The 22,108-nt window shown below is 59.1% G+C and carries 9 protein-coding genes and 1 tRNA gene; 9 read left to right on the forward strand and 1 reads right to left on the reverse strand.

What is annotated here, in order from left to right; genetic code table 11:
• The first annotated feature begins 65 nt into the window (after positions 1–65).
• The gene (folP, locus tag DW754_RS08530) at positions 66–1,802 is read left to right on the forward strand and encodes a dihydropteroate synthase (RefSeq protein ID WP_117759346.1); all 1,737 of its coding nucleotides are present in this window, start codon (positions 66–68) and stop codon (positions 1,800–1,802) included.
• On the forward strand, positions 1,803–2,504 hold the full coding sequence (locus tag DW754_RS08535) for a hypothetical protein (RefSeq protein WP_117759348.1): 702 nt from the start codon (positions 1,803–1,805) through the stop codon (positions 2,502–2,504).
• Between the two features lie 197 nt (positions 2,505–2,701).
• Here the strand turns inward: DW754_RS08535 and DW754_RS08540 are convergent, their stop codons facing one another.
• Entirely contained in the window at positions 2,702–3,475 is a 774-nt protein-coding gene (locus DW754_RS08540) for a type III pantothenate kinase (protein WP_138113655.1), read from the reverse strand.
• Positions 3,476–3,671: 196 nt separating this feature from the next.
• Here DW754_RS08540 and DW754_RS08545 point away from each other — a divergent pair.
• The 7 genes from DW754_RS08545 to DW754_RS08575 all read left to right on the forward strand — a co-directional run bounded on the left by DW754_RS08545 (position 3,672) and on the right by DW754_RS08575 (position 21,993).
• Positions 3,672–3,748: transfer RNA gene (locus tag DW754_RS08545), tRNA-Met, on the forward strand.
• Between the two features lie 448 nt (positions 3,749–4,196).
• Entirely contained in the window at positions 4,197–6,227 is a 2,031-nt protein-coding gene (gene bilR, locus DW754_RS08550; protein WP_233508912.1) for a bilirubin reductase, long form, read from the forward strand.
• A gap of 210 nt (positions 6,228–6,437) precedes the next feature.
• Positions 6,438–7,742, forward strand: a complete 1,305-nt coding sequence (locus tag DW754_RS08555) for an ATP-binding protein (RefSeq protein ID WP_117759354.1) — start codon at positions 6,438–6,440, stop codon at positions 7,740–7,742.
• Positions 7,743–8,370: 628 nt separating this feature from the next.
• Entirely contained in the window at positions 8,371–9,420 is a 1,050-nt protein-coding gene (locus DW754_RS08560) for a hypothetical protein (RefSeq protein ID WP_117759358.1), read from the forward strand.
• Positions 9,421–10,260 carry a hypothetical protein gene (locus DW754_RS08565; RefSeq protein ID WP_117759360.1) on the forward strand — a complete coding sequence of 280 codons (840 nt, stop codon included), beginning with the start codon at positions 9,421–9,423 and terminating at the stop codon, positions 10,258–10,260.
• Between the two features lie 14 nt (positions 10,261–10,274).
• A complete protein-coding gene (locus DW754_RS08570) occupies positions 10,275–11,219 on the forward strand; it encodes a hypothetical protein (RefSeq protein WP_117759362.1) in 945 nt (314 codons plus the stop codon).
• A gap of 40 nt (positions 11,220–11,259) precedes the next feature.
• Positions 11,260–21,993, forward strand: coding sequence for a hypothetical protein (locus DW754_RS08575; protein ID WP_118072025.1), 10,734 nt, complete (start codon positions 11,260–11,262; stop codon positions 21,991–21,993).
• Positions 21,994–22,108: the final 115 nt, after the last annotated feature.

The raw sequence follows: 22,108 nt of genomic DNA on the forward strand, positions 1-22,108 counted from the left end.
AGTGCAAAGCGACCCCGCCGCCAGCTCCCCAAGCTCGGCGGCGTGGGCATTTTAGGAGGATGTTCATGGCGAACGACAGCAAGACATGGCGGTGCGGAAAGTATGAGCTCAGCTTTGACCGTCCGCGCATCATGGGCGTCCTCAACGTGACGCCCGATTCGTTTAGCGATGGCGGGGAGCACTTCGACCCGGATGCCGCCATCGAGTACGGCCTGGCGATGCTCGACGCCGGCGCCGACATCATCGACGTAGGCGGCGAGTCCACGCGCCCCGGCTTTACCCCGGTTAATCCCGACGAGGAGGCTCGCCGCGTGCTGCCCGTGGTGCGCGCGCTGGCCAAGGAGGGCGCCATCGTCTCGATCGACACGCGTCACGTGGCGGTTGCCAAGGCGGCCGTGCGCTGCGGCGCCTCGATCGTCAACGACGTGACCGGCTTCACCGACCCCAAGATGGTCGAGTTTGTTAAGACGAGCACCTGCGGCGTCATCGTGATGCATGCCGGCGAGGTCGCCGCGCCCGCGCGCACGCACGCAACGGTGCAGCTCGATACCTCGGCAGCGGCGTTTGTTGCCGAGAAGGCACGCGAGGCGGCTGCCGAGGCCGCGCGTGAGGCTGAGAAGCCGACTCGCCGCCGTCGCGGCAAGTTGCTGGGCGAGCCTAAGCCGGAGGCCAAGCTTCCGGGCGGCGTGGTGCAGCCCTCGTTGCCGTTTGGCGATCCGGAGCCCGCGTCGGAGCCCACGGACGAGCAGAAGCAGGAGACGCCGGCCGCCGAGCAGGCTGCTGCCGCCGAGACCGTCGCGCCCGCGCCCGAGGCCACCGAGGCCGCATCGGAGCCCAATGACCGCCTGGCCGCCATGATGCGCCGCAGCGCCCGCCGCGAGGAAGCCTACGTGCCCACCTCGCAGCTCCGCCGCTTCACCCTGCCCGATTCGGCGCCCATCATGCGCCGCGTTATGGGCTTTCTGTCCGATCAGGCCCGCGCGCTCATCCACGCCGGTGTGTCGCGCGACCGCATCTGCATCGATCCTGGCCCGGGCTTTGGTAAGTCGGCTAACGAGGACATCGTCATCCAGCGCGAGACTGCCAAGATGGCGTCACTGGGCTATCCGCTCATGTGCGCCGTATCGCGCAAGCGCTTTGTGGGCGCCGTCTCGGGCGTGACCGAGGCCGCCGAGCGCGATGCCGCTACGTTTGGCGTGTGCCTGGGTGCCATCCAGGCCGGTGCCAACATCGTGCGCGTGCACGACGCCGCGGGCTTTGCGCAGTTCCTGAACGGCTACTGGGCGGTTGCCAAGCCGCAGCCGCGCCGCGCGTTTGTGGCCGTGGGCTCCAACCTGGGGCATCGCTGTGACAACATCCGCGCCGCACGCGACATGATCGCCGAGATTCCACTCACCTGCGTGTCCAACTCCTCCAAGATCTACGAGAGCGAGCCGGCCTACGAGACGCGCCAGGACGCGTTTGCCAACGCCGTCATCGAGATTAAGACCGAGCTGGCGCCGTTGGTGCTGCTCGACGAGCTCATGAAGATCGAGGCCGAGCTGGGCCGCGACCGCTCCAAAAAGGCCAAGGCCAACGGCCCGCGCACCATCGACCTGGACCTGCTGTGGATGGACGGCGAGACCCACGGCGGCAAAAAGCTGCGCCTGCCGCATCCGCTCATTGGCGAGCGCGACTTTGTGCTGGTGCCGCTCGAGGACCTGATGCACGACCCGGCGCGGTTCTTCCGCTATAACGGTGTCGAGGTCAAGGAACCCGAGGATCGCGTGGGCCATATCGTGGGCGAATTGGGGCGTATGTAGATGATCGAGATGAATGCTGTTGTCGCCGGTACCGAGCTCGACGCGGCGCGTGACGCGGGCCGCGAGGGCGTGTCCGCGGGCTGGTGCGCGTGGAGCGTGGGCGATGCTTCGCTGACGTTTTCGCTGGTTGTGCGCCCCGATGTGAACATGCATGCCTTCCACGGCCTGCCGTTTGTGGCCGCGATGGGCATGATGGACGCGCTCGTGGGCACGGCTTCGACGCCGGGGTTGGGCCTTGCCGGTAAAGTGGGTATCCAGTGGCCGAGCGATATCGTGTGCGGTGCGCCTGCGTTTGAGGCGTCGCTCGCGCGTGTTGCCGTGAACGGCGGTGCCGGTGCTGCGGGCATGTTTGCCGCGGTGACGGTTGATATTGAGCGTGCGGCGCTGGGTGAGCTTGGCGTGGATATGGCAGATGAGGCGCTGATCGAGGCATTGGCCGCCGCTGTGCTGACCCGCGTTGACGCCTGGGCGGTTGCCGCCAACACGCCGCAGGGCGCTGCCGGCCCGCTGGCTCCGGTGCTGGGCGAGTACTTTGACATGGTGCCACTGCTGGGTCGTCAGGTCGCGGCGGTGTCGCCCAACGGCTTGCCGCTCGCAGTCGGTGTGTTTGCGGGCCTGGACATCTGGGGCCGCGCGACCATCAAGACCGATGCCGGCGAGCAGGAGTTTCCGCCCGAGGCCGTACGGATTCGCGGACTGTAACGCGTGGCGCCCGCGCTCAAAGATAACGATGACAACGAAGCCCTCTTCGGCCTGTGCCGGGGAGGGTTTCGCCTATCTGGTGAATGGGTTGCCAGCGCCCTATTCCTCAAAATTGAAAAATTTTCAGTTTTGAGGAATAGGCTTGGCGAACGTTTGCGGGGCTGTGACATCGGGCGTGCTCGACTTTAGCCCCTGTCTTACCCCAGCTCCTGCATGCGGCGGTAGATTTCGCAGATGCCCTTGATGGTGAGCTGCCCGTCGACCACGTCGAAGGCATCGGTCGAATCGGCGACGATGCCGGCGAGACCGCCTGTGGCGATAACGGTGGCGTCCTCGCGGCCCAGCTCGCGTTTCATGCGCGCGACCAGGCCCTCGGCCATGGCGGCAGCACCCACCACGGCGCCGACCTTGATGCATTCCTCGGTATCGCGGCCGATGGCGTGCTCGGGCGCCTCGAGCGGCACGCTGGCGAGCTTGGCGGCGCGGGCGGCAAGCGCGTCCATGGAGATGCGGATGCCCGGCGCGATTGCTCCGCCAATGTAATAGCCGTCTTCGTCGATGACGTCGATATTGGTCGCGGTGCCAAAGTCCACCACGATTGCCGGCGCGCCGTAGAAAGTCTCGGCCGCAACGGCGTTGGCGACGCGGTCGGCACCTACGGCCTGGGGGCGCGCCGCACGCAGCTTGGTCACGGCGGCCGTCTGCGGCCCAATGACGATGGCGTCCGCGGCAATGCGGTCGGCTACGGCGTGCCATTCGCGCGAGAGCTGCGGCACCACGCCGGCAAAGGCGATCGCGTCGACCGCATCGAGCGAAAGGCCGTACATCTTAAAGAAGCCCATCAGGCGCACGTGGATCTCGTCGGCGGTATAGGAGCGGTCGGTGGGCATGCGCCACGACTGCACCAGCTCGTCTCCGTCAAACAGGCCCATGGCCGTCTGCGTGTTTCCCATATCGATAGCGAGCAGCATGTCTACTCCCAGTGTTGGCATAAAAGGACGCGCACCATTGTATACGTGCCGTCGACGGCGCTCGGCTGCGATTCGTTTACGGTGATAGGGGCTGAGAGGTTTAAATATGAAGGAATTATGCTCTACGAAATTTTCCTTGCCGTTTACCGAACTCCCACGTAATATTCTTTCTTGCGCACATGAGGCGCCCAGACATTGCGGGGTGGAGCAGTCTGGTAGCTCGCCGGGCTCATAACCCGGAGGTCGTAGGTTCAAATCCTGCCCCCGCGACCAAGAACTTGCAGCTCGTCGGCCTAGCCGGCGAGCTTTTTTGTTATTCCGAGACCGTGTTTTTCGGTCCAATTCTCAGCCTCTCAAACAAAATCTCGATCTGTAACATCTAGACCCGATTTGGGCGGCTAGGTGTTACAGATTGAGATGTTTCGGCAGGACGGTCTTCGTTTGTCTAAATCTGTAACACGAGGGACGGTTTTTACTGAGTAACTGTTACAGATCTAGATCTTTCGGCAGGCTAGATTGGTTCGTCTCAATCTGTAACAGTTGCTCGGCAAAATAGGGCCTAACTGTTACAGATTGAGACAAACCGACGGGCCGCCCCGCCCCATCCACCTGCCGTTACCTGCTGTCTGCCGATTTCCATTGCGCCACTGTGCTCCCATGCCATATCCTCTAGACAACTACGCGGCACCATCGCCGCCGCGCCTACAAGAGAGGAATGTCCATGACCGCACCTGCATCCAAGCTGCTCCAGCCCATTACGGTTGGCCCCCTTGAGCTCAAGAACCGCATTATGTTCCCGCCGCTGACCACCGGCTACGAGGAGCGCGACGGTTCCATCGGCGAGCGCAGCCTGGCTTTTTACGAGCGCCTGGCCCGTGGCGGCGTGAGCTACATCGTCATCGGCGACGTCGCTCCCGTTATGACCGCGAGCCCCACGCCCAAGCTGGCGACCGATGCCCAGATCCCCACGTTTAAGGCGCTGGCCGACGCCGTCCACAAGCACGGTGCCAAGGTCGCGCTGCAGCTGTTCCATCCCGAGTACGACGTGCCCGGTGTCGGCCGCATGGTCATGGGTTCCATGGCCGCCGCCAAGGCCGCGCAGGAGGCCAAGGCCGCCGGCGACGAGGAGACCTTTGCCGCCAAGATGGCCGAGTCCAACGAGATCCGCAAGCAGGCCTACGCCAAACTGCACCACGACATGCAGCACTTTGTGAACGAGGCCACCGTGGAGCAGCTCACCCAGATCAAGGAGGCTATCGCCGCCTCGGCCGCCCGCGCGCAGCAGGCCGGCATCGACGCCATCGAGGTCCACGGCGACCGTCTGGTGGGTTCTCTGTGCTCGGCCATCCTCAACCAGCGCACCGACGAGTACGGCGGCTCGTTCGAGAACCGCGTTCGCTATGCGCTCGAGGTCGTCGCCGCCATTAAGGAGGCCGCGCCGCAGCTGATGGTGGAGTACAAGCTCCCCGTGATTATGGAGAACCCCGACGGCACGCCGCGCGGCAAGGGCGGCCTGCAGCCCGACGAGGCCTGTGAGTTTGCCAAGCTGCTCGAGGGCGCGGGCATCGATATGATCCAGGTCGCGCAGGCAAACCACACCGGCAACATGGGCGACACCATTCCGCCCATGGGCGCCATGCCCTACAGCTGGACGCTGCCGGTGGCCGAGCGCGTCAAGGCCCTGGTCTCCGTGCCGGTGGCAACCGTCGGCCGTGTTGTCTCGGTCGAGGCCGGCGAGAAGATTCTGGAAGACGGCGCGGCCGACATCATCGCGTACGGCCGCTCGCTCATGTGCGACCCCGACATTGCGCTGAAGGCCGCCACGGGCGAGCCCATCCGCGAGTGCCTCAACTGCAACAAGGGCTGCGTCGACGCGATTCAAAACCGCAAGTACATCTCGTGCGTGCTGAACGCCGAGAACGGTGACGAGGTGACCATCGCCATTAAGCCGGGCGAGGGCGACAAGAAGATCGCCGTGGTAGGCGCTGGTATTGCCGGCCTGGAGGCCGCACGCGTGGCGGCCAAGCGCGGCTACGACGTGACCGTCTACGAGGCGAGCGATCACGTGGGCGGCCAGATTGTGCTGGCGGCCGCGCCTCCGCGCAAGGACGAGATCATGCGCTCGGTCGAGTACTACGAGAAGATTCTGCCCGGCCTGGGTGTGAAGGTCGAGCTCAACCACGTCGCTACCGCTGAGGACCTCAACGCCGCCGACGCCGCGATTGTGGCCGTGGGCGCGCACGACGTGGTCATCCCCGTTCCGGGTGCCGATTCGGAGAAGGTCGTCTCGAGCTGGGACGTGCTGGCCGGCAAGGTGGAGCTTACGGGCCGCGTCGCCGTCATTGGCGGTGGCCTGGTGGGCACCGAGACTGCCGAGTACCTGCTACAGCACGGCTGCGAGGTATCGATCGTCGAGATGCTCGACAAGATTGCCGCAGGCGAGTCCGAGACCATTCTGCCGCTGATTATGAACGACTTTGCCGAGCACAACGTGGAGCAGTACGTTAAGACCCGCCTGACCGCCATTACCGACGAGGGCGTGGAGGCCGTTCGCACCACCGAGGACGGCGTCGAGGAGCCGGTGAAGATCGCCTGCGATTACGTGGTGATGGCCGTGGGCTCCAAGGCCAACGCGTTTGACCTGGAGGGCGTGACAGTGCCCGTGACCTGCGTGGGCGACTGCTCGGGCGAGCGCACCGCCGATATCGCGAGCGCCATTCGCACGGCGTATCACGCGGCCAACGAGCTCTAAGCAAGAAAGCTATCGCGTATTGAGTGGGCGGGGAGTGCCGTATCGGTGCTCCCCGCCTTTTTGCCAATAGAGTGTCCCTGACCAGCAGGTTCAGAAAATCCGAATCCTTAGAACACGAAAATCCGAATCGCAACCACCCGAAAATCCGAATTTGCTACAGTGGAATAGAAGAACCAGAAAGCAGGAACTGGAAATCTGCGGGGGTGGCTCATGGCGGGCGAGAGGCTACATCGGGACGGATACATCCCGCGTATCGTGGATGCGCAAATCGAACGCTACCTTCGCGTCTTTGGCGCGGTCGAGATTGCGGGCACCAAGTGGTGCGGCAAGACGTGGGCCGCGCTCGAGCACGGGGCGTCCGTCTCGTATGTCGACGAGAATCTCGACCTCGCGCGTGCCGACCCGGCGATGATGTTGCTGGGAGACCGTCCGCATATTATCGATGAGTGGCAGCGCGTTCCCCAGATTTGGGACTACGTTAGACACGAGGTTGACCGCACCCGGGGCACGCGCGGCGCCTATATCCTCACGGGTTCCGCCACGCCTGCGTTTGGCTCAAAGGCGGAGGCGCCCGCGCATAGTGGAGCCGGCCGCATCGGCCGCGTCCGCATGCACCCCATGACGTTTGCCGAGACAGGTGAGTCCAACGGCAAGGTGAGCCTGGCGGGCTTGTTTGAGCATCGTTTTGAGCCCTGCCGGTGCGATGGCGATACGCCGGGGCTTGTCGAAGCCGCCTGCCGCGGCGGCTGGCCCGAGGCGATCGATATGGTTTCGGCTGACGCCCAGCTCATCGCCCGCGAATATCTCAACACCACATTTTCGAGCAGCTTCCCGGCGGTCGGTCTCGACCCCGATATTGCTCGTCGAGTCTCCGCATCGATCGCGCGCAATCTGGGACAGGCAACCACGTATAAAACGATTCTTATGGATATGTTCGGTGCCGAGGAGGAACCCGCAGCGTTTGCCGACGAGACCAAGGTGCGTAGGTACCTGGATGCCCTCAAAGGCATGTTCATTCTCGAGGAGGTCCCCGGTTGGGTTCCCGCCGCGCGCGACAAACGGCGCTTTACCGTCAAGCCCAAGCGCTATCTGGCAGATCCGAGCCTTGCTTGCGCCTTGCTAGGTATGTCCTTGCAGGCGCTGCTTGCCGACTGGCAGACATTTGGTCTGGTGTTTGAGAATTTGGTCATACGCGACCTTTCGGTCTACGCACGTTCGCTCGACCTGCTGGATAGCACGCCCGTGCGCTATTATCGCGACGATTCGGGCCTTGAGTGCGATGCTATCGTGCAGCTAGCCGACGGACGGTGGGCCGCCTTTGAGATTAAGGTGAGTGAAGATAAAGCGAGCGCCGGCGTCGAGAGCCTCAAGCGCGTTCGCAAGAAGGTCTGTGGAAATCCCCGTTCACGCACACGCGAACCGGAGTTTATGGCCGTGATTGTGGGGGTGGGTGAGTACGCCCGCGAGGTCGAGGACGGTATCTACGTGATACCCGTGCGCGCGTTGGGGTGTTAAGGGGCAGCACGCCGTGTGTCCGCTGCCCGGTGCTACGGATCAGTGCAAGGGGGTCAGGCTTGTTTGCACCAAGGGTTTGACATATGGGGGGGAGGCCGCTGGCGCTAACGAGGGCGTGTTAAGGGTGCTCGACTGGCTTAAACGCACCCTTAACCTCATCTTCACCTCAAATGAGGCTAAGATGAGGTTAAGATGAGGCAAGCAAACAACTGGGCAAATGCTGAAAATAGGGTGCTGTTAACCTCAAAATGAGGTTAAGATGAGGCAAAGCTCGAAGGGGTGTGCGAACCGTTCCGCGGACAATGCGCGCCTTAAGCCAACGATGAGCCTGGGTCGATTTTCGATTTCAACGCAACACCTGAGCCTTTCCCCTGCACCACGTTGGCGCAAACTAGCCTGTCCCCCTCGCACCAAGCCCTTGGCGCGCGGGACAGGCTGCTGCTTGTAATCTTTAAGACATCATTAAGGCTTGCGCTGTGGAGCAAACCGCAGGTCAATGCTATTCTTTTACCTTATCGTATGGTGTTGTATTCTGCCTGAATTCTATGCCTACGAGCAATGGATTGAGCACACCCAAGCGGAAAGGATGGCACGCCCGCTAGCAGGGCAAACGTAAACGATGAGTGGCATGGACCGACATAGCGAGCTCCAGCAGCACAAGACGGCGGCCGAGTACCGCCAAGCTGCCGACGAGCACGTGCGGACCCTCAAGGATTTCTGGAAGGATTTCCTGGTGAGCGGTCTGTTTGTGCTGGCCGCCATCGTTGCCATCTTTGCATGCCTGGCCTGGTTTGCCGCGAATAACCGAGTGAGTGCCACGGGGAGCACGATCGCGGCGAAGGGCCCGCGGTTTGTGCTCTCGGGAACGCAGGGCGGCACGGCGGGTAAGTACGACACTCAGGACAACTACGCGTCGGACAGTACAAGCCTTGCCGTGAACAATCTTTTCAACCTCAATAACATGAGCACCGATGGCGGTCTCTCTCCGGGGTCGGCCGGCCAGCTCCAGCTCAACGTCAGGCCGCTCTGCAATGACCTGCACGATATCACGGTGGAGATGACCTGGGAAATTTCTGTTCAGACGAGCGTTGCGGGCACGGGCGGCACTGCTGCGGATGCATCGAAAAACGAAGAGATCATCAACTCGCTTAAAGATTTGGTGCGCGGTCATATCCTGGTTTTTCAGGGCAAAGATGCCTCTGGCTTTTACTCGAATCCGCTGGTCCCCACGACCACCACGGTGACCCAGGACGGGGCCAGCGTCACCGTCATTACGCAGAGCTTTACCATCCCAAAGTCGAGCTTTTACGCTGCGGACTCAAATAGCACGACCGAAACCGTCACCAAAACCCTCTACTGGATTTGGCCGGAACAGTTCAAGAGCTATGTTCGCACGGGCAACGCCGGCTACGGTGGCAACCTTTTCGCTAACACAGGCGACGAGGGGGGATACACAACCCTCGTCGGCGACATCAACAATAACCACGCGCGCTATTTCCGCGCCGATAGCACGAGCGTGCCAGGTCAGGCGCCTAGCGCGGTTCCGCCTGTCGGAGCCGGCATGTCCTCTGCGGATGTGGAAACCTGCGCCAGCTACTACAACAACGCCGACGAGATTATCGGCAAGAACGTCAAGTACATTCGCGTGCGCTTCACCGCCAAGGAGGCGGATAAATAAATGGACGAGCAGCTTAATGCCCGCGAGCAGGGCGATATCAAACACAACGAAGGAGCGGCAAACCCCGGCGGCAACGGGTTCGGCTCGCACGGCGAAGCGCGTCCGGCTGGCCGCATCGAGCGCATCAAGGCTTGGGTGAGCGACCACCGTCGCGAATCCCTGGCCATCGTGGGTCTGGTGGCCGTGCTTCTCGTGTTGCTGGGATTGACGCTCGGATGGTTCGTCGATGCCAATCGCGGCTCCACCGTTGGCAAGATCAAGGAGCCGGCGGAGCTCAAAGTGCTGGGCCCCAACGCTACGGCAACAGAGCAGGTCGACCTGAGCTACAACCCCGAATACGGCGATACCAAGACCGGCAACACGGTGACGCTCAAGCGCCCGTTTTGCGTGCAGACGGGCGGTGACGGTTTTGAGCTGCAGCTTGCGAATACGACCAACATTACGGGTCTCACTATTGAGCTGTACAGAGCCGAGAACACGTCTGCGCTCCAGACGCCCGACGTGAGCGGTACCGCAGGCGGCAAATCTTATAGCTGGAAAGCAACCGGAGAGAACCTGCTGACGAGCTTCGAATATATCAACAAGGAGAACGACGGTCTGGCAGCCGTGCCGGGCGAGGGCGCAAGCGACCCTACATTCAAGGACTATCAAAACGTCCAGCGCAACGCGCGCCCGCTCTACCGATACAAGAAATTCGGCAAAGGCGACCTCAACGCTAAGACACTCGACAACTCGACTGGCAATGACACGCTTAACTTTATCATCAAGCTTTCGTGGGACGAGAGCGCCAAAGAGACCGACGTGATTTACCTGATCGCGCGCAACGCGAGCGGCAAGTAGGAGAGGGGGCGCACATGGAGAAGCAAGAGAAACAGCAGGATGCCGAGCGCGAGCAGCTGGCAAAAAGCAAGAGCCTAGTCAAGAACAAGCTGGTTGTGGCGGCAATCGCACTTATTTGCGCCGTGGCGCTCGTGACGGGTGGCTACTTTACCTATTCCGCCTACACCGCCAACGGATTTCTAAAGTCCGTCGCCGCAACGGGCACTGCGCAGAGCCTATTTGCAAGCGATTTGCTCACGGGCTATATGAGTGCGCCTAGCCCCGACGAGCTCGCCCGTGCCCAGCGCTCCGTTACGGTGTATCCCAACAACGGGCAGTGCAACTTTACCTTTAGCATCTACAACTACTTGCTGGGCAACAGCAACTTCTGCAACGATAAAAACGTGACGTATACCTTGACGGTCGAGGGGTATGGGCTCGATGGTGCCACGTGGAGCTATGCGCCCCAACCCGCCGGAAACGTCAAGCTTCCGGAGAATCAGCCTACCAAGAACGATTACACCGTGACCTTTCCTGAGGACAAGTTGGGACATGCCTACTTTGTGATTAAGGCCATGGTTGTTTCGAAGGAGAGCCCCGGCACCGAGCTCACCTGTCTGGCGGCGAAAGTCGTGCCGTCAAAGAAGGCCGAGGTCAAAACCGCTGCGGTTGAGGGCGCGCTGGTTGATGAGGCTGGCAAGTTTGCTGATTACGCTGCGTACAACTACCGTGTGACGGTTACGGGCGCACCGGCAAACGTCACGCTCACGTGGGGGGAGAACGTGGAGATCGATCCGTTCTTCGAGACCAACCATGGCGCGACGGTGGATGCTGCAGCTCGCAAGGCTACGTTCACCATGGAGCCGGGTTCGATGGTCGTCAACTTTTACCGAGCGGACGGCAAAACGCCCGGTGGCTGGGGTGACCTGGGCATTAGCGTGAGCGGAACTACCCTGACGGGCACGACGGAGACTCAATAACTCTGGAAGCGGAGTTTTTAGGATAAGAGGTACGGAATCGATGAGAACGGCAAAGCGCATACTCGCAGAGTTCATGACGGTGGTCATGGTGCTCCAAGCATGCTCGCCCACGGTGGTTGCTGTGGCGGCAGGCTGGCAGAACATCTCGAACGAGATTGCTGCCGCATCTGCGAAGGCGTTGGATACTGCCGAGGGCGGCGAGACCAACGGCGATGTCACGATCGGGTCTGGGTCGAGTGATACCGGTGCCGACAGCGACAGTGCTGGGGATGACGCGGCGAAGGATGACGCTGCAGCAGGCGATACCACCGATAGCGCCATGGGTTCCGATTCCACGGGCGACCAGACGGAAGGCGACGATGCCGCTGACGATGCCGCCGCTGACGACGCCGAGCAAGATGCCGATGATGCGACTTCGGAGGACGCTGAGGCCCAGGCGGGTGCGACGATCACGGATTTGAAAAAGCTTGTCGAGCTGCTCAAGGCTAATGGTGCGGAAAACATCGTGCTCAAAGAAGATAACAGTGGAATCAAAAGCCTCAATGTCAAGTCGTCGGAGGCGTTCGCCGCCCTGTCTAACGCCGACGCTTCGCTTTACTATGATGCGCAGATCAAGGTTATCATCACGGGCGATGCGAAGCTCACCGAGTCGGCTAATAACGGCATGTCTTTCCAGGGCTTTGGCAGCGATGAGCATCCGTTTGAAGGCAGGATCTATAGGTCGCTGAATGGCGCTGATAGTCCCGTCGAGCTCACGACTGATCGGACGGTTTTTAATAGCCTCAAGCTGACCGACCAAAACAATATGGTCAAGATGAAGTGGGTGGGCGCGACTAGCTATAGCGCGCCGATGGTCGCTTCGAAGGTCAGCGGTGCGGAAAACAGCGAAGAGAGTAAGACGCTTAACGCGTCGGTTGACATCGCGGGTCCCGTTGATAAGAAGGATGATACGACTTCCGTCTTGACGGCACCCCTCCTGGGTGAGACGACGGGCTATCTTGCTGCGAAAGTTACCTATAGCTTCACCGGTTCCCACAAGATTCTCAAGGTGAATGCGACGGGCAACATTGGCTTGATTGGTAACACGGTCGAAAGCGGGGCCTTGACGGTTGAGTCCGTCACGTTCCCCAACGATCTGGCCTCAGGCGGAACCGTCGAAACGAGCTCTGACAACGCTGGGCTGCTCGTAGGCGAAGTCAAGGACGGTGCGACCCTGAGCGTCGGCACCCTGACCAATGTTCCCGCCGCCACCGTCCAGTCCACGAGCGGCTTTGCCGGTGGCGTTGTAGGCCTCGTTGGCTCGAGTGCAGGTGCCATGGTCAACGTCACGGAGGCTCTCGACCTACACGCGCTCACCGTCAAGGGCACCACCGCCAGCGGCGGTTTTATCGGCAAGGCAGCCAACCTCACGCTTACCGTGGGTACGGATAACAGCGGAAAAGACGCCTCGGGCAATGCCATCACCATCAAGCCTGCACGCGCGGTTGGGTCATCATCGGCCGGCACGTATGCAGGTGGCCTTATCGGCGACGCCTCGTTTGCCGGCAAGTTCACCATCAATGGCGACATCTTCGACTTTGGCGAGGGCGTGGATCTCAGCGTATCCAACACGAGCGTCGCTCCTTCTGCCGGCGGACTGTTCGGCGAGCTCGACATCTCGAACGGCGATGTGACCGTCAGCGGCGGATCGTATACAAGTACGTTGCAAAACGGAACGGACAACAACAATAGCGTGCGCGGCAACTACGGCGGCTTGGTGGGCAAGCTGTGGGGCAGGAAGGATGGCGAGGCACTGCGTGCGTTCACGGTGCAGGATGGCGCCGCGGTGTCGTTTGGCGTGGGCTCCAACGGCAAGCTCACCTATGCGGGCGGCCTGGTAGGCTACCTTGGCGAAGGCAACGGGAGTCCCAACGAGTCTGCCGTGGTCATTGATGACGCAACGGTGACATGTGCAACATCGGGCTACGCCAGCAATAGTGGCAAGTATGGCGGTGCCGTGGGCGTCGTGGACACAAAAAACGTTCTAGAAGTGCGCGGCCTAAAGGTCGAAACCGCCGGCAACGCCACCATCGGCGGCTCGAACGGCGGCTTTGCCGGAGTCGTCGGATCGTCGTGGCGCGGCATCGTTAAGTTCAGCGGTGTCACCGATCTGTCGGACGCCAGATTCGCGGAAAACGACCACACCGCGCAGCTAGTCTATGAGAACTTCAACTCACTCATTTTTGCCGCGGGTAGCGGAAGCGACGGCGGTGCCACCGCAGGCGATATCACAAAATGGCAATACAAGCGCCCCACCACTCAGGTCAAGATTGATGACATCTACAGCTATGGTCAGGTCATTCGCCTGGGCAGTGGGCTGAGCAATGATCTCATCACCATCAACGATTCGCACCAGTGTATCTTTAAATCGAACCTCGTAAAAACTGGTGGCGCCTTTGTGCTGGCAGGCGTCGACGATTTCGCAAAGCTGGCGATCACCTGGCAAACGAGCGGGTACTTCTCCGCCGTGGAGGACGTTGCGGATGACAATTTCGCTCAGATTCCTTCGACGAACATCACGCTCTCTGCAGACATCAACCTTTCCGGCACAGGTCTTACCGGCCTTACCAAAGACCGACAGCCCAAAGAGCAAGCCGGCGTTAACGAGAACAACCACAGCTTTACCGCCACGCTCAACGGCAACGGTCACACCATAAGTCTGGCGGTGGGCGAGCCTTACGGCATGCGCGGCAATAGCGAGGTCAGTGCCACCAGTGATGGCAACGGCAAAATCTATCGCCACGGCCGCCTGGGCTTGTTCGCAGCAATCAACGGCGCAACTGTCTCCGACGTCACAATCGCCGGCTCTATGAAGTTCGATAACGGCGCGGCCATTGATGCCGGATCGCTTGCGGGCACCATTGCGGGCGGTCTGACGCTGTCTGGCGCAACGTGCAAAACGAATATCGCGTGCGATGATACGTTCGCTAACGATGTGAACATTAACGATGTGAACATTGGTGGTATTGCGGGCAGCGTGTCGACGGCTTCCACGGTTACGTTTGGGGGCAGCAGCAAGGCTCAAGCGACCATCGCTGCAACTAAAACGCTTAACGGCAATATTCGCATTGGCGGCGCCATCGGCTATGTGGGCGATTATGCCTCGACATTCAATGTTACGGGTCTCGAAGCCGGCGGCAAAATCGAAACCGGCAATTGCGCCAGCGGCAAGATTGCCCAAGTTGGTGGCCTTATCGGCTGCATCGCACAGGGTAAACAAGAAAACGTGACAAACAAGACCAATGTGGCGACCGTCAACATCGCAGGGTTGGTGTTCGATTCGTTCGCCATGAGCGTCGGCAAAAACGGCGATAAGCTCAATGGCGCGGGCGGTCTCTTGGGTTATAGCTGGGGCAACGCGGTCGTAACTATCGGAGATAACAGCGTTAACAAGGATGTAAACTCCTATGCTCTGAGAACAACCAAGGCCTCAATAACTGCGGAGAATTCCAAGGAGCTCGGCGGTCTTGTATACGCCGCTAGTGGCCACTGGGTCATCAACGACTATGCCATCGACCTTTCGGGTGCAACCATTAACGCGAGCAACGCCGAGATGTTGGGCTTGCTCGTCGGCCGTGGCAGCAGGGTAGCCGACGGAATATACGGTTCCGAGCCGTATGCGGGATTATATCTAGAAGATAAGGCTTATTGGGGTACTGCCTATAGGGTCGAAGGCATTCATGTTGCGGAAGCTAAGTCCATAAAGAAGTTTGATGAATGGGTTGGCGACGGCAGGAAGCCAGGCAGCAAGCTAATCGATGCCGAATGGAACACTGTCGTTTCACTTCACACCAAAGACGACGTTAATAATGGCAAGCTCGACATGAGCGGAAATCCGGGAAGCGATAACAGCTATCACAATCGAACGGATTTCGGCAACTCACGCAAAACCAACGCTTGGACGAGGTATTACTACAATCTTGACAAGGCGTATACGGTAGTAGGCAGCAACTCAAAAAATAGTAGTGCGAGCAGCTGGATGGACCGCCCGGAGTACTTGTTGCTTTGGTGTGCATGCCTGTATGCCCCGCCTGCAATTCAGGGCTATATCATTCCGGGAAATCGTGAGATTTTCAAAGGAAACAATATTGGTACGAACGGTTCCGAGGGCGTGGCTATCAACCTAGAGGGATACAGCTTCTACCCCACCAACCCCACCAGTAATTCCACGGTAACGGTAAAAAACGCAACCATTACGTTCCATTATTCCGATATTAAAGCTGAGCAAGAAGGCAATAAAAAGAATAACGAAGCCACGCAGCACGAGAATATGCACTGCGCTCTCATCCGAACTCACACGGGCGATCTTAAGGTTGAGAATGTCACGCTTGCTGGTACCGTGGGCTCTGTTGTGAGCGATTGGGGAAGCTCGTCTGGCGCGCTTGTGTGTCGCTATATCTACGGACCCGTCAAAAAAACCAATGTGGCACAAATCACGATAAACGGTTTAGTGCTCGATGGTCTTGCGGTCGATGGTGTGACGAACGCCACCCAATACGCTCCACTGCTAATCAACCAGATGCAGACCCTTGTAAACCTTGATGCGAAGAATATCTCGGTAACCGATTCGTACAATAACGGTACGAAAAAAAAGATTGCAGCTACAAGCTTGTTTGGCGAGCTCGGCGTGGGAGATAAGGCCAATCAGGTCATAGCGAAGTTTGAGAAAATAAGCTTGCCCAGCCAAACGGACAATTCGATTTTTACCCACGCGAGCCTGCTGGAGAGCTTTGGCTACGCGACCGGCGGCACGGGCTCGGCGGACTATACCTTTACAGCAGATGCCGCTCAAAATGACAAGGTGACCTACGGATCCGAAATTGATAGGAAAGGCACGGAGTACTCCGGCAAGCAGCTTTGGTATTACGATGAAGCGACGTATGGCACCCCTAACGGCTTGGTGAAGGCTGGGGATAAGACGGCGAATGTCGATGCCCCGGTGTTCGGTGACTATCTTCCTTATGTTTATAAGGGGAAGGCCACCGAGAGCAATGTCCAGTACCACGAAATAAAAGTCAACCAGCGTATTCCAAAGCTGATAACGGGATGTGGTACATATGGCGATCCGTATACCGTTAAGGACGCGACGGAGATGAACGCCATCGCCAACTACATCAACAATAGCGTGGCATTGGATGGCTGGGAAGTCACCATTGCCGCTGACCAGAGTGCGCTTTGCACTCGCCGCAGCGACCAATCGACCAACAATGAGGTTACGTACGTCTATAAGCAGGCAAACGGTACTGATAAAAAATGGGAGAGGAAGATCGGCGATAAGACCGATCCCGAGCAGACGCTGAGCGACGAAACCGTGCGCCGCTATATACAGAGTGCGTATTACAGCATAGAGCCTGACAAAGATAGTAAGATTACCGTCGATGCGGCATCGTTTGGCGGGTTTGGCAACAAGGCCAATCCGTTCCGCGGTGTTATCGTTGGCGATCTGGGCGCCTCGACTGCAACAATTGAGATTGAAAACAACAAGGGCGAGCTTCGCGGCCTGGTTCCCTATAGCTATGGCAGCGTGGTACGCAACCTCAACATCAATTATGTGAACGAGTCGGCGGCGATTACTTATTCTGCCAAGGACGCCGACGGTGCCCCAACGGCGTTCTTTGGTGGCGTTATCGGCTGCATCCTTGGTGGCGATAACACTATCGATGGCGTGGTCGTAAATGGGGCGACGGCCGATAACCCCACAACTGGCTTTACGGTTACTGGTGGCGGAACTAAGTCACATCTTGTTCCCGTCGGCGGTTACGTTGGTGCCATTGCGGGCGGCGGTGTGATCTTCCGCAATATGTCAGGGACGTCTTGGCGCGCTGGAACCAGCGACAAGTCTCAGGGGCTTGGAACGGGCAACTTCCGGCAGTACGACAATCCCTACGTTGGCCGTGTGATTGATGGCTATGCCTTTAGCGAGGGCTGCAAAGTCGAAAACGGTAACGCTAGCTACAAGATCAACGAGCTCACAAACAAGGGAACCGCCTGCGTCACTACCACGGGCACCGACAACAAGTATATCGGCACTGATGCCGAGGCACCCGTGACCACGGTGGAAAACGCCCAGGGCCTTTTGGTGCTCTCGGCCATCATTAGCTCGGGTGCGGGTGCTGGAGCGGCACATACCGACTACGCTAATTATGGCGTGTTCCGCGGCTCCAAGGCGTACTGGGGCAGCGATAAGCAGGACCCGGCGATAAACGGCTACCTGTTTGGCAACAAGGAATATGGTAAGGTGCGAAATGCCAGCTACGACTGCGTGGGCAAGCCTGCGAGCGCTGCCGGCGATTTCGAAACCGCCAAAAACGATGACCAGAAGGCCCCGGGCAAACAGGGGTGGCACGGCCCGCTCGACCATGATGACGATGTAAATTCGCCCTACCTGGTGGCGTCCTACGCTGCCGACTACCAAACGGGCTACGTGTGCGCGTCGAAATCTATCGGCATGAGCCTGGAGTTCAAGGAAAATGCCACCTACGATATGACCGGCTACGGCACGGGATACGTGGGCCTTAGCGGCCGTTACTATTCCAATGCTTGCAGCTCGAACGAGGCGTCCACCGATCGCGACCGCATCACGCCGCACGTGGCAACGATCGACGGCAACGGGGCCACCATCACGGTAGGCGCCAAAGATGCCACTTACGGCGTCGTCGAATATGCCGATGACGACTATAAGGTCTCGGGCGTGGGCGGCCTATTCAGCACCGTGATGTTCACCTCAACCAATGTGGGGCAGAGCGTCACCGCGAATGACGGCGCTCAGGTCAAAGACCTTACCTTTAGTAACTGCAACGTATCGCTCACGTACAAAGACGCCAACGGTAGCATTGCCTCGGGACCGGCATCGAACGACCTCATCGGCACCGGCCTATTGGCGGGCGCAACGGCCAACTACGACGGCAACACGCGTGGCGTCTACCGCAACGTACAGATGAAGAACTGCACCGTGTTGGGCGCAAAGAGCGTAGGAGGGCTTCTTGGCAGCTCGGGCCGTACCAGCCGAAGGACGGATAACGACGTGACCTATATGGTCAATTTCGGCTCCGGCACGCAGGCGCCCGCGAATCTCTATGACTGCTCATACACTGGCCTTAGCGTCACGGGCGAGAAGTACGTTGGCGGCTATGTGGGTGCGATCGCCTCGCCGTGCAGCGTGTGGACAACCGCGGCCACGGGGGTATACGAGAAGACTATTGGCAAAAACTCGACCATAACCGCCACGGGAACAACACCCTACGTGGGCGGCGTGTTCGGTTATACCTCCAGTAACGTATCGGTGAACACCAAAATTGGCATCACGGAAGCCGTCGCATCGAGCACGGCAGTCATCTCTGGGGTAAATGTACTCGCCACCGGGTCGAACACCGATAAGTACATGGGCGCCGGCGGTGTGGTCGGAAGCGCCTATAGAGGCGTTATTTCTATAAGCAACGTGCGCATTGATGCCGGAGGCGATGCCAAGAGCGCCATCATCGGCGATGCCACCGGAACGAACAATAGCATCCGTAATGCGGGCGGCTTGATTGGCGAGGTCACGAGCAGTGGCAGCCCCAACACGTACTGGTTTGAGGACTGTAGCGTCGAGAATATCAACATTGCCGGCACCGACCAATGCTCGGGCGGACTTATCGGCTACTACTTCAGCAATGTGAACATAGCCTGCAACAATATCGCGATTGAGTGCGCCACGATCAAGGGCAGGTGGAGCGGCGGTCTACTTGGCGCGATTAACAGCGGTGCCGACGTCATCAACGTCACCAACACAAAGGTATCTAACACAACGTTTGGCGGAACCTCCAACGGCGGCATTGCGGGCGACGGACGCGGCCAGTTCCATCTGGTAAACGTGCTCATGGACAGCAATACCTACAAATTGGGCTCTAAGCAGGGCGTGCTCTTAGGCGAGGTTGACACAAACGGCTATAGCCTCTCCGCAGCGGGCGTGAACGTAAAGCTCGGCAACGGCAAGACCACGCGTGATCTGCCGCCGATGGTTTACACGACCAATACGGCCGCCGTAAACAGGAAGACCTACATCGCGTTCGGCGACTATAAGGACACGCTGCGCGCGCCCGACGAGGGCACCACGCTCTACGGTGCGGACGATACCGCTACCACGGCGGCAAGCCCGTACGTGACCACGAGCCCCGTAAGCACGCTGGCGGTGCGTGCCTCCGACAACGACACCACCGATCGCTACCTGTTTGGCGACGGCGCCACCATCGACACCGCGGCGACCGTCCAGAGCGAGGCAGGCACCGGTGTTGCCGATCGCTACACCTACACGAATATCGGCGGCATTAATGACAACGGCGCCTATCAAAATAAGTCGAGCTACGATGCCTCATCCGTGGCCAGTAAGTTCAATTCGAATAATGATACAAGCAGCAACCAAGCCACAACGGATTTCTCCGTTTTGGTGATCTCTGGCAACGACAACACGACGGTCAAGAGCTATCTAAACATCGTCACGAACGGCGGCTTCTCCGATGCCTGCAGATTGAATAACGAGAATGGCACCAATCCGCACGTGACGGCCAAAGCAGAGGTTTTCCAACTCAAGGACGGTGTGTTCGTTAAGGACGATGACGCGTCGAACAATCCCACGCTTCGCGTGGTGAACAACGGCAAGAACAACATGTCGTTTAGCCCAAGCTCCGATTGGGATAACGGCAAGGGTCGCTTTACGCTCCTGACCGTCACCTTTACCGAGGCGGGTCAGAGCTACAACGTTCAGGTGCCGATCATCGTTAAGCGCAAGCTCGAGATCGATTTCACTGCAACGTATGATTACGGCACTAAGTTTAAAGAAAGCGACTACGCTAACCTTGGAAAAGATGCACACGTGCTTACGAGCTTTGGCGAGCCGATGACGGGTCTGCTTACCTGGACATACAATTCTGCCAATGGGAAGGAAGTCGACTTTGGCTGGGACAGCTATATGGCTGCTGGCGGCTCGATGAAGGGGCTCGGTAAGAGCATCCTCTTCAATGGTGCCGACGGAAGGTTGCCCCAGGGCAGCCAGCTTGCGCTCATCGATGCGAACGTTGACGGCCGGGCCGGTGGCAGAGAGTATCACTATACGGTGGGCGAAGGCGGAGCAACGAGCGTTTCCCTGAGCGGAAACGACGGCTTTAAGGATTCTGCGGGCAATCCATATCAGGAGCGATGGCTGAGCGAGATTTTGGATGTGTCGGCCACACAGGATGGCGCCGGCACATGGACCGTGTGTGATAACGAGGCAGAGGCGACCGCTAAAGCGAAACTCGATGGCAAGTGGACGCTGTTTAAGGTTGCGGGTGCTGACGTTCCCAGCAACAGTCGCTATACGCTAGAGGTGCCTAAGGATAACGGCAAGGAGCAGCGTGCGTCGGAGAGCGTCTACCTAGTTGTCAACGTGCCCAAGTCGGGCGACGGCGTGACGCAAGCTAATATCAACGGTTTTACGGCTTCGTCTATTGACTCGAATTCTTCGGGTGCCCGCATATCTTGGAATCTGCATCATGTTTTACGCACCGATGGCAGCGACGATATTCAAAACAGTACGGCATCGACATACAGTATCTTGTCCAATTATGAGCAGAATGTAGTCGACAAAAAAGATGGGGCGTGCATTCCGGTTTCGAAGTCGGAGGACGGTGCCGCCTACGTTCTTTCTCTCGATGTCATGGATACGGTTACGTTTAGCCCGAGCCAATACTATACAGAGAGCGACCATCTGTTCTATCAGCTCGATACATCGCTGTGTCGCTATGGCGCCAACAACAACCTAATGGGAGTAAGCAGTTTCCCGAGCGGAACTTCGGCGATTGCGAAGTTCTATGTTGCCATCGGCAATCAGAACTACAGGTGGAATGGCAGCGATTGGGAGCCGTATGACGCTTCGACGCCTGCGTTTACACAGATTGTGACGGATACGGGTGATGACTCACTGAGGCTCACGCTCGACCATGACCTTGCCGGAATCCGCAAGCGTGCAGCGGGCGGATCCTTTACCGTGCGTACGGTAGTGGAAGAGATTCGCCTTACGCCGGACGGCTGCAACAAGGTTATCTCCCTGTCCAAGCAGTCTGGCGAGGACGCCTGTACCAAGATGTCCTATACCGCCAAGCTTTCGACGCGCGATTCTGGTCTTGCCACCTCGAGCCTGGCGATGACGAAGCGCGGCAACGTTGGATACTATCGCATGGACACGGGTGATACGACCATTACGCTATCGGCGCCTGAGAAGTCGCAGCTTGGCATTAACGTGGACGACCTGCGTCCGATCGCGAATGGCACGATTGGTCTGGGTGCCACGTATGAACTGGGTGGACTCAGCAACGCCGCCGAGGCAATTGCGAACGCAGACTCTGTTGTGTACACGCTCGCGCTTCAGCGCCGCGGAACCGACGGCACGTATGAGAGCGTAACGGATGATATCTCCAACTACGTAACAGTGACGGAGAGTAAGCTTGCCGCGGTCGCTCCCTCCGGTAGCACGATCACCTTCACTGACTCGAAGGAGAACGGCAAGTTCCGAACACAGAACGGCGACACCACGTTTAACCTGCCCTTTACCGTTAAGGTCAACACGCAGGCTGAACAGCGTGATCAGTTCTACGCGAACTATCGTCTGGTGATGACGGCGAGCCTAGTCACGGGCAGCACGGCGAGTGCAACGCCTCAATCGCCCGACTATGTGACCTACACGCTCACGAGGGTGAACCTCAACGGCATCGATCACTAGTTCCGAAGCCAACTAGCTTCGCAAAGGGGGCGGCAACCACCCGGTTGCCGCCCCCTTTCTAGTTCAAGACTTTAGTCTGCTGGCCGCGCAGCGGCCAGCTTTAAACCACCCGCTA

This window comes from Collinsella sp. AM29-10AC, from assembly GCF_003469085.1.
Taxonomy (GTDB): domain Bacteria; phylum Actinomycetota; class Coriobacteriia; order Coriobacteriales; family Coriobacteriaceae; genus Collinsella.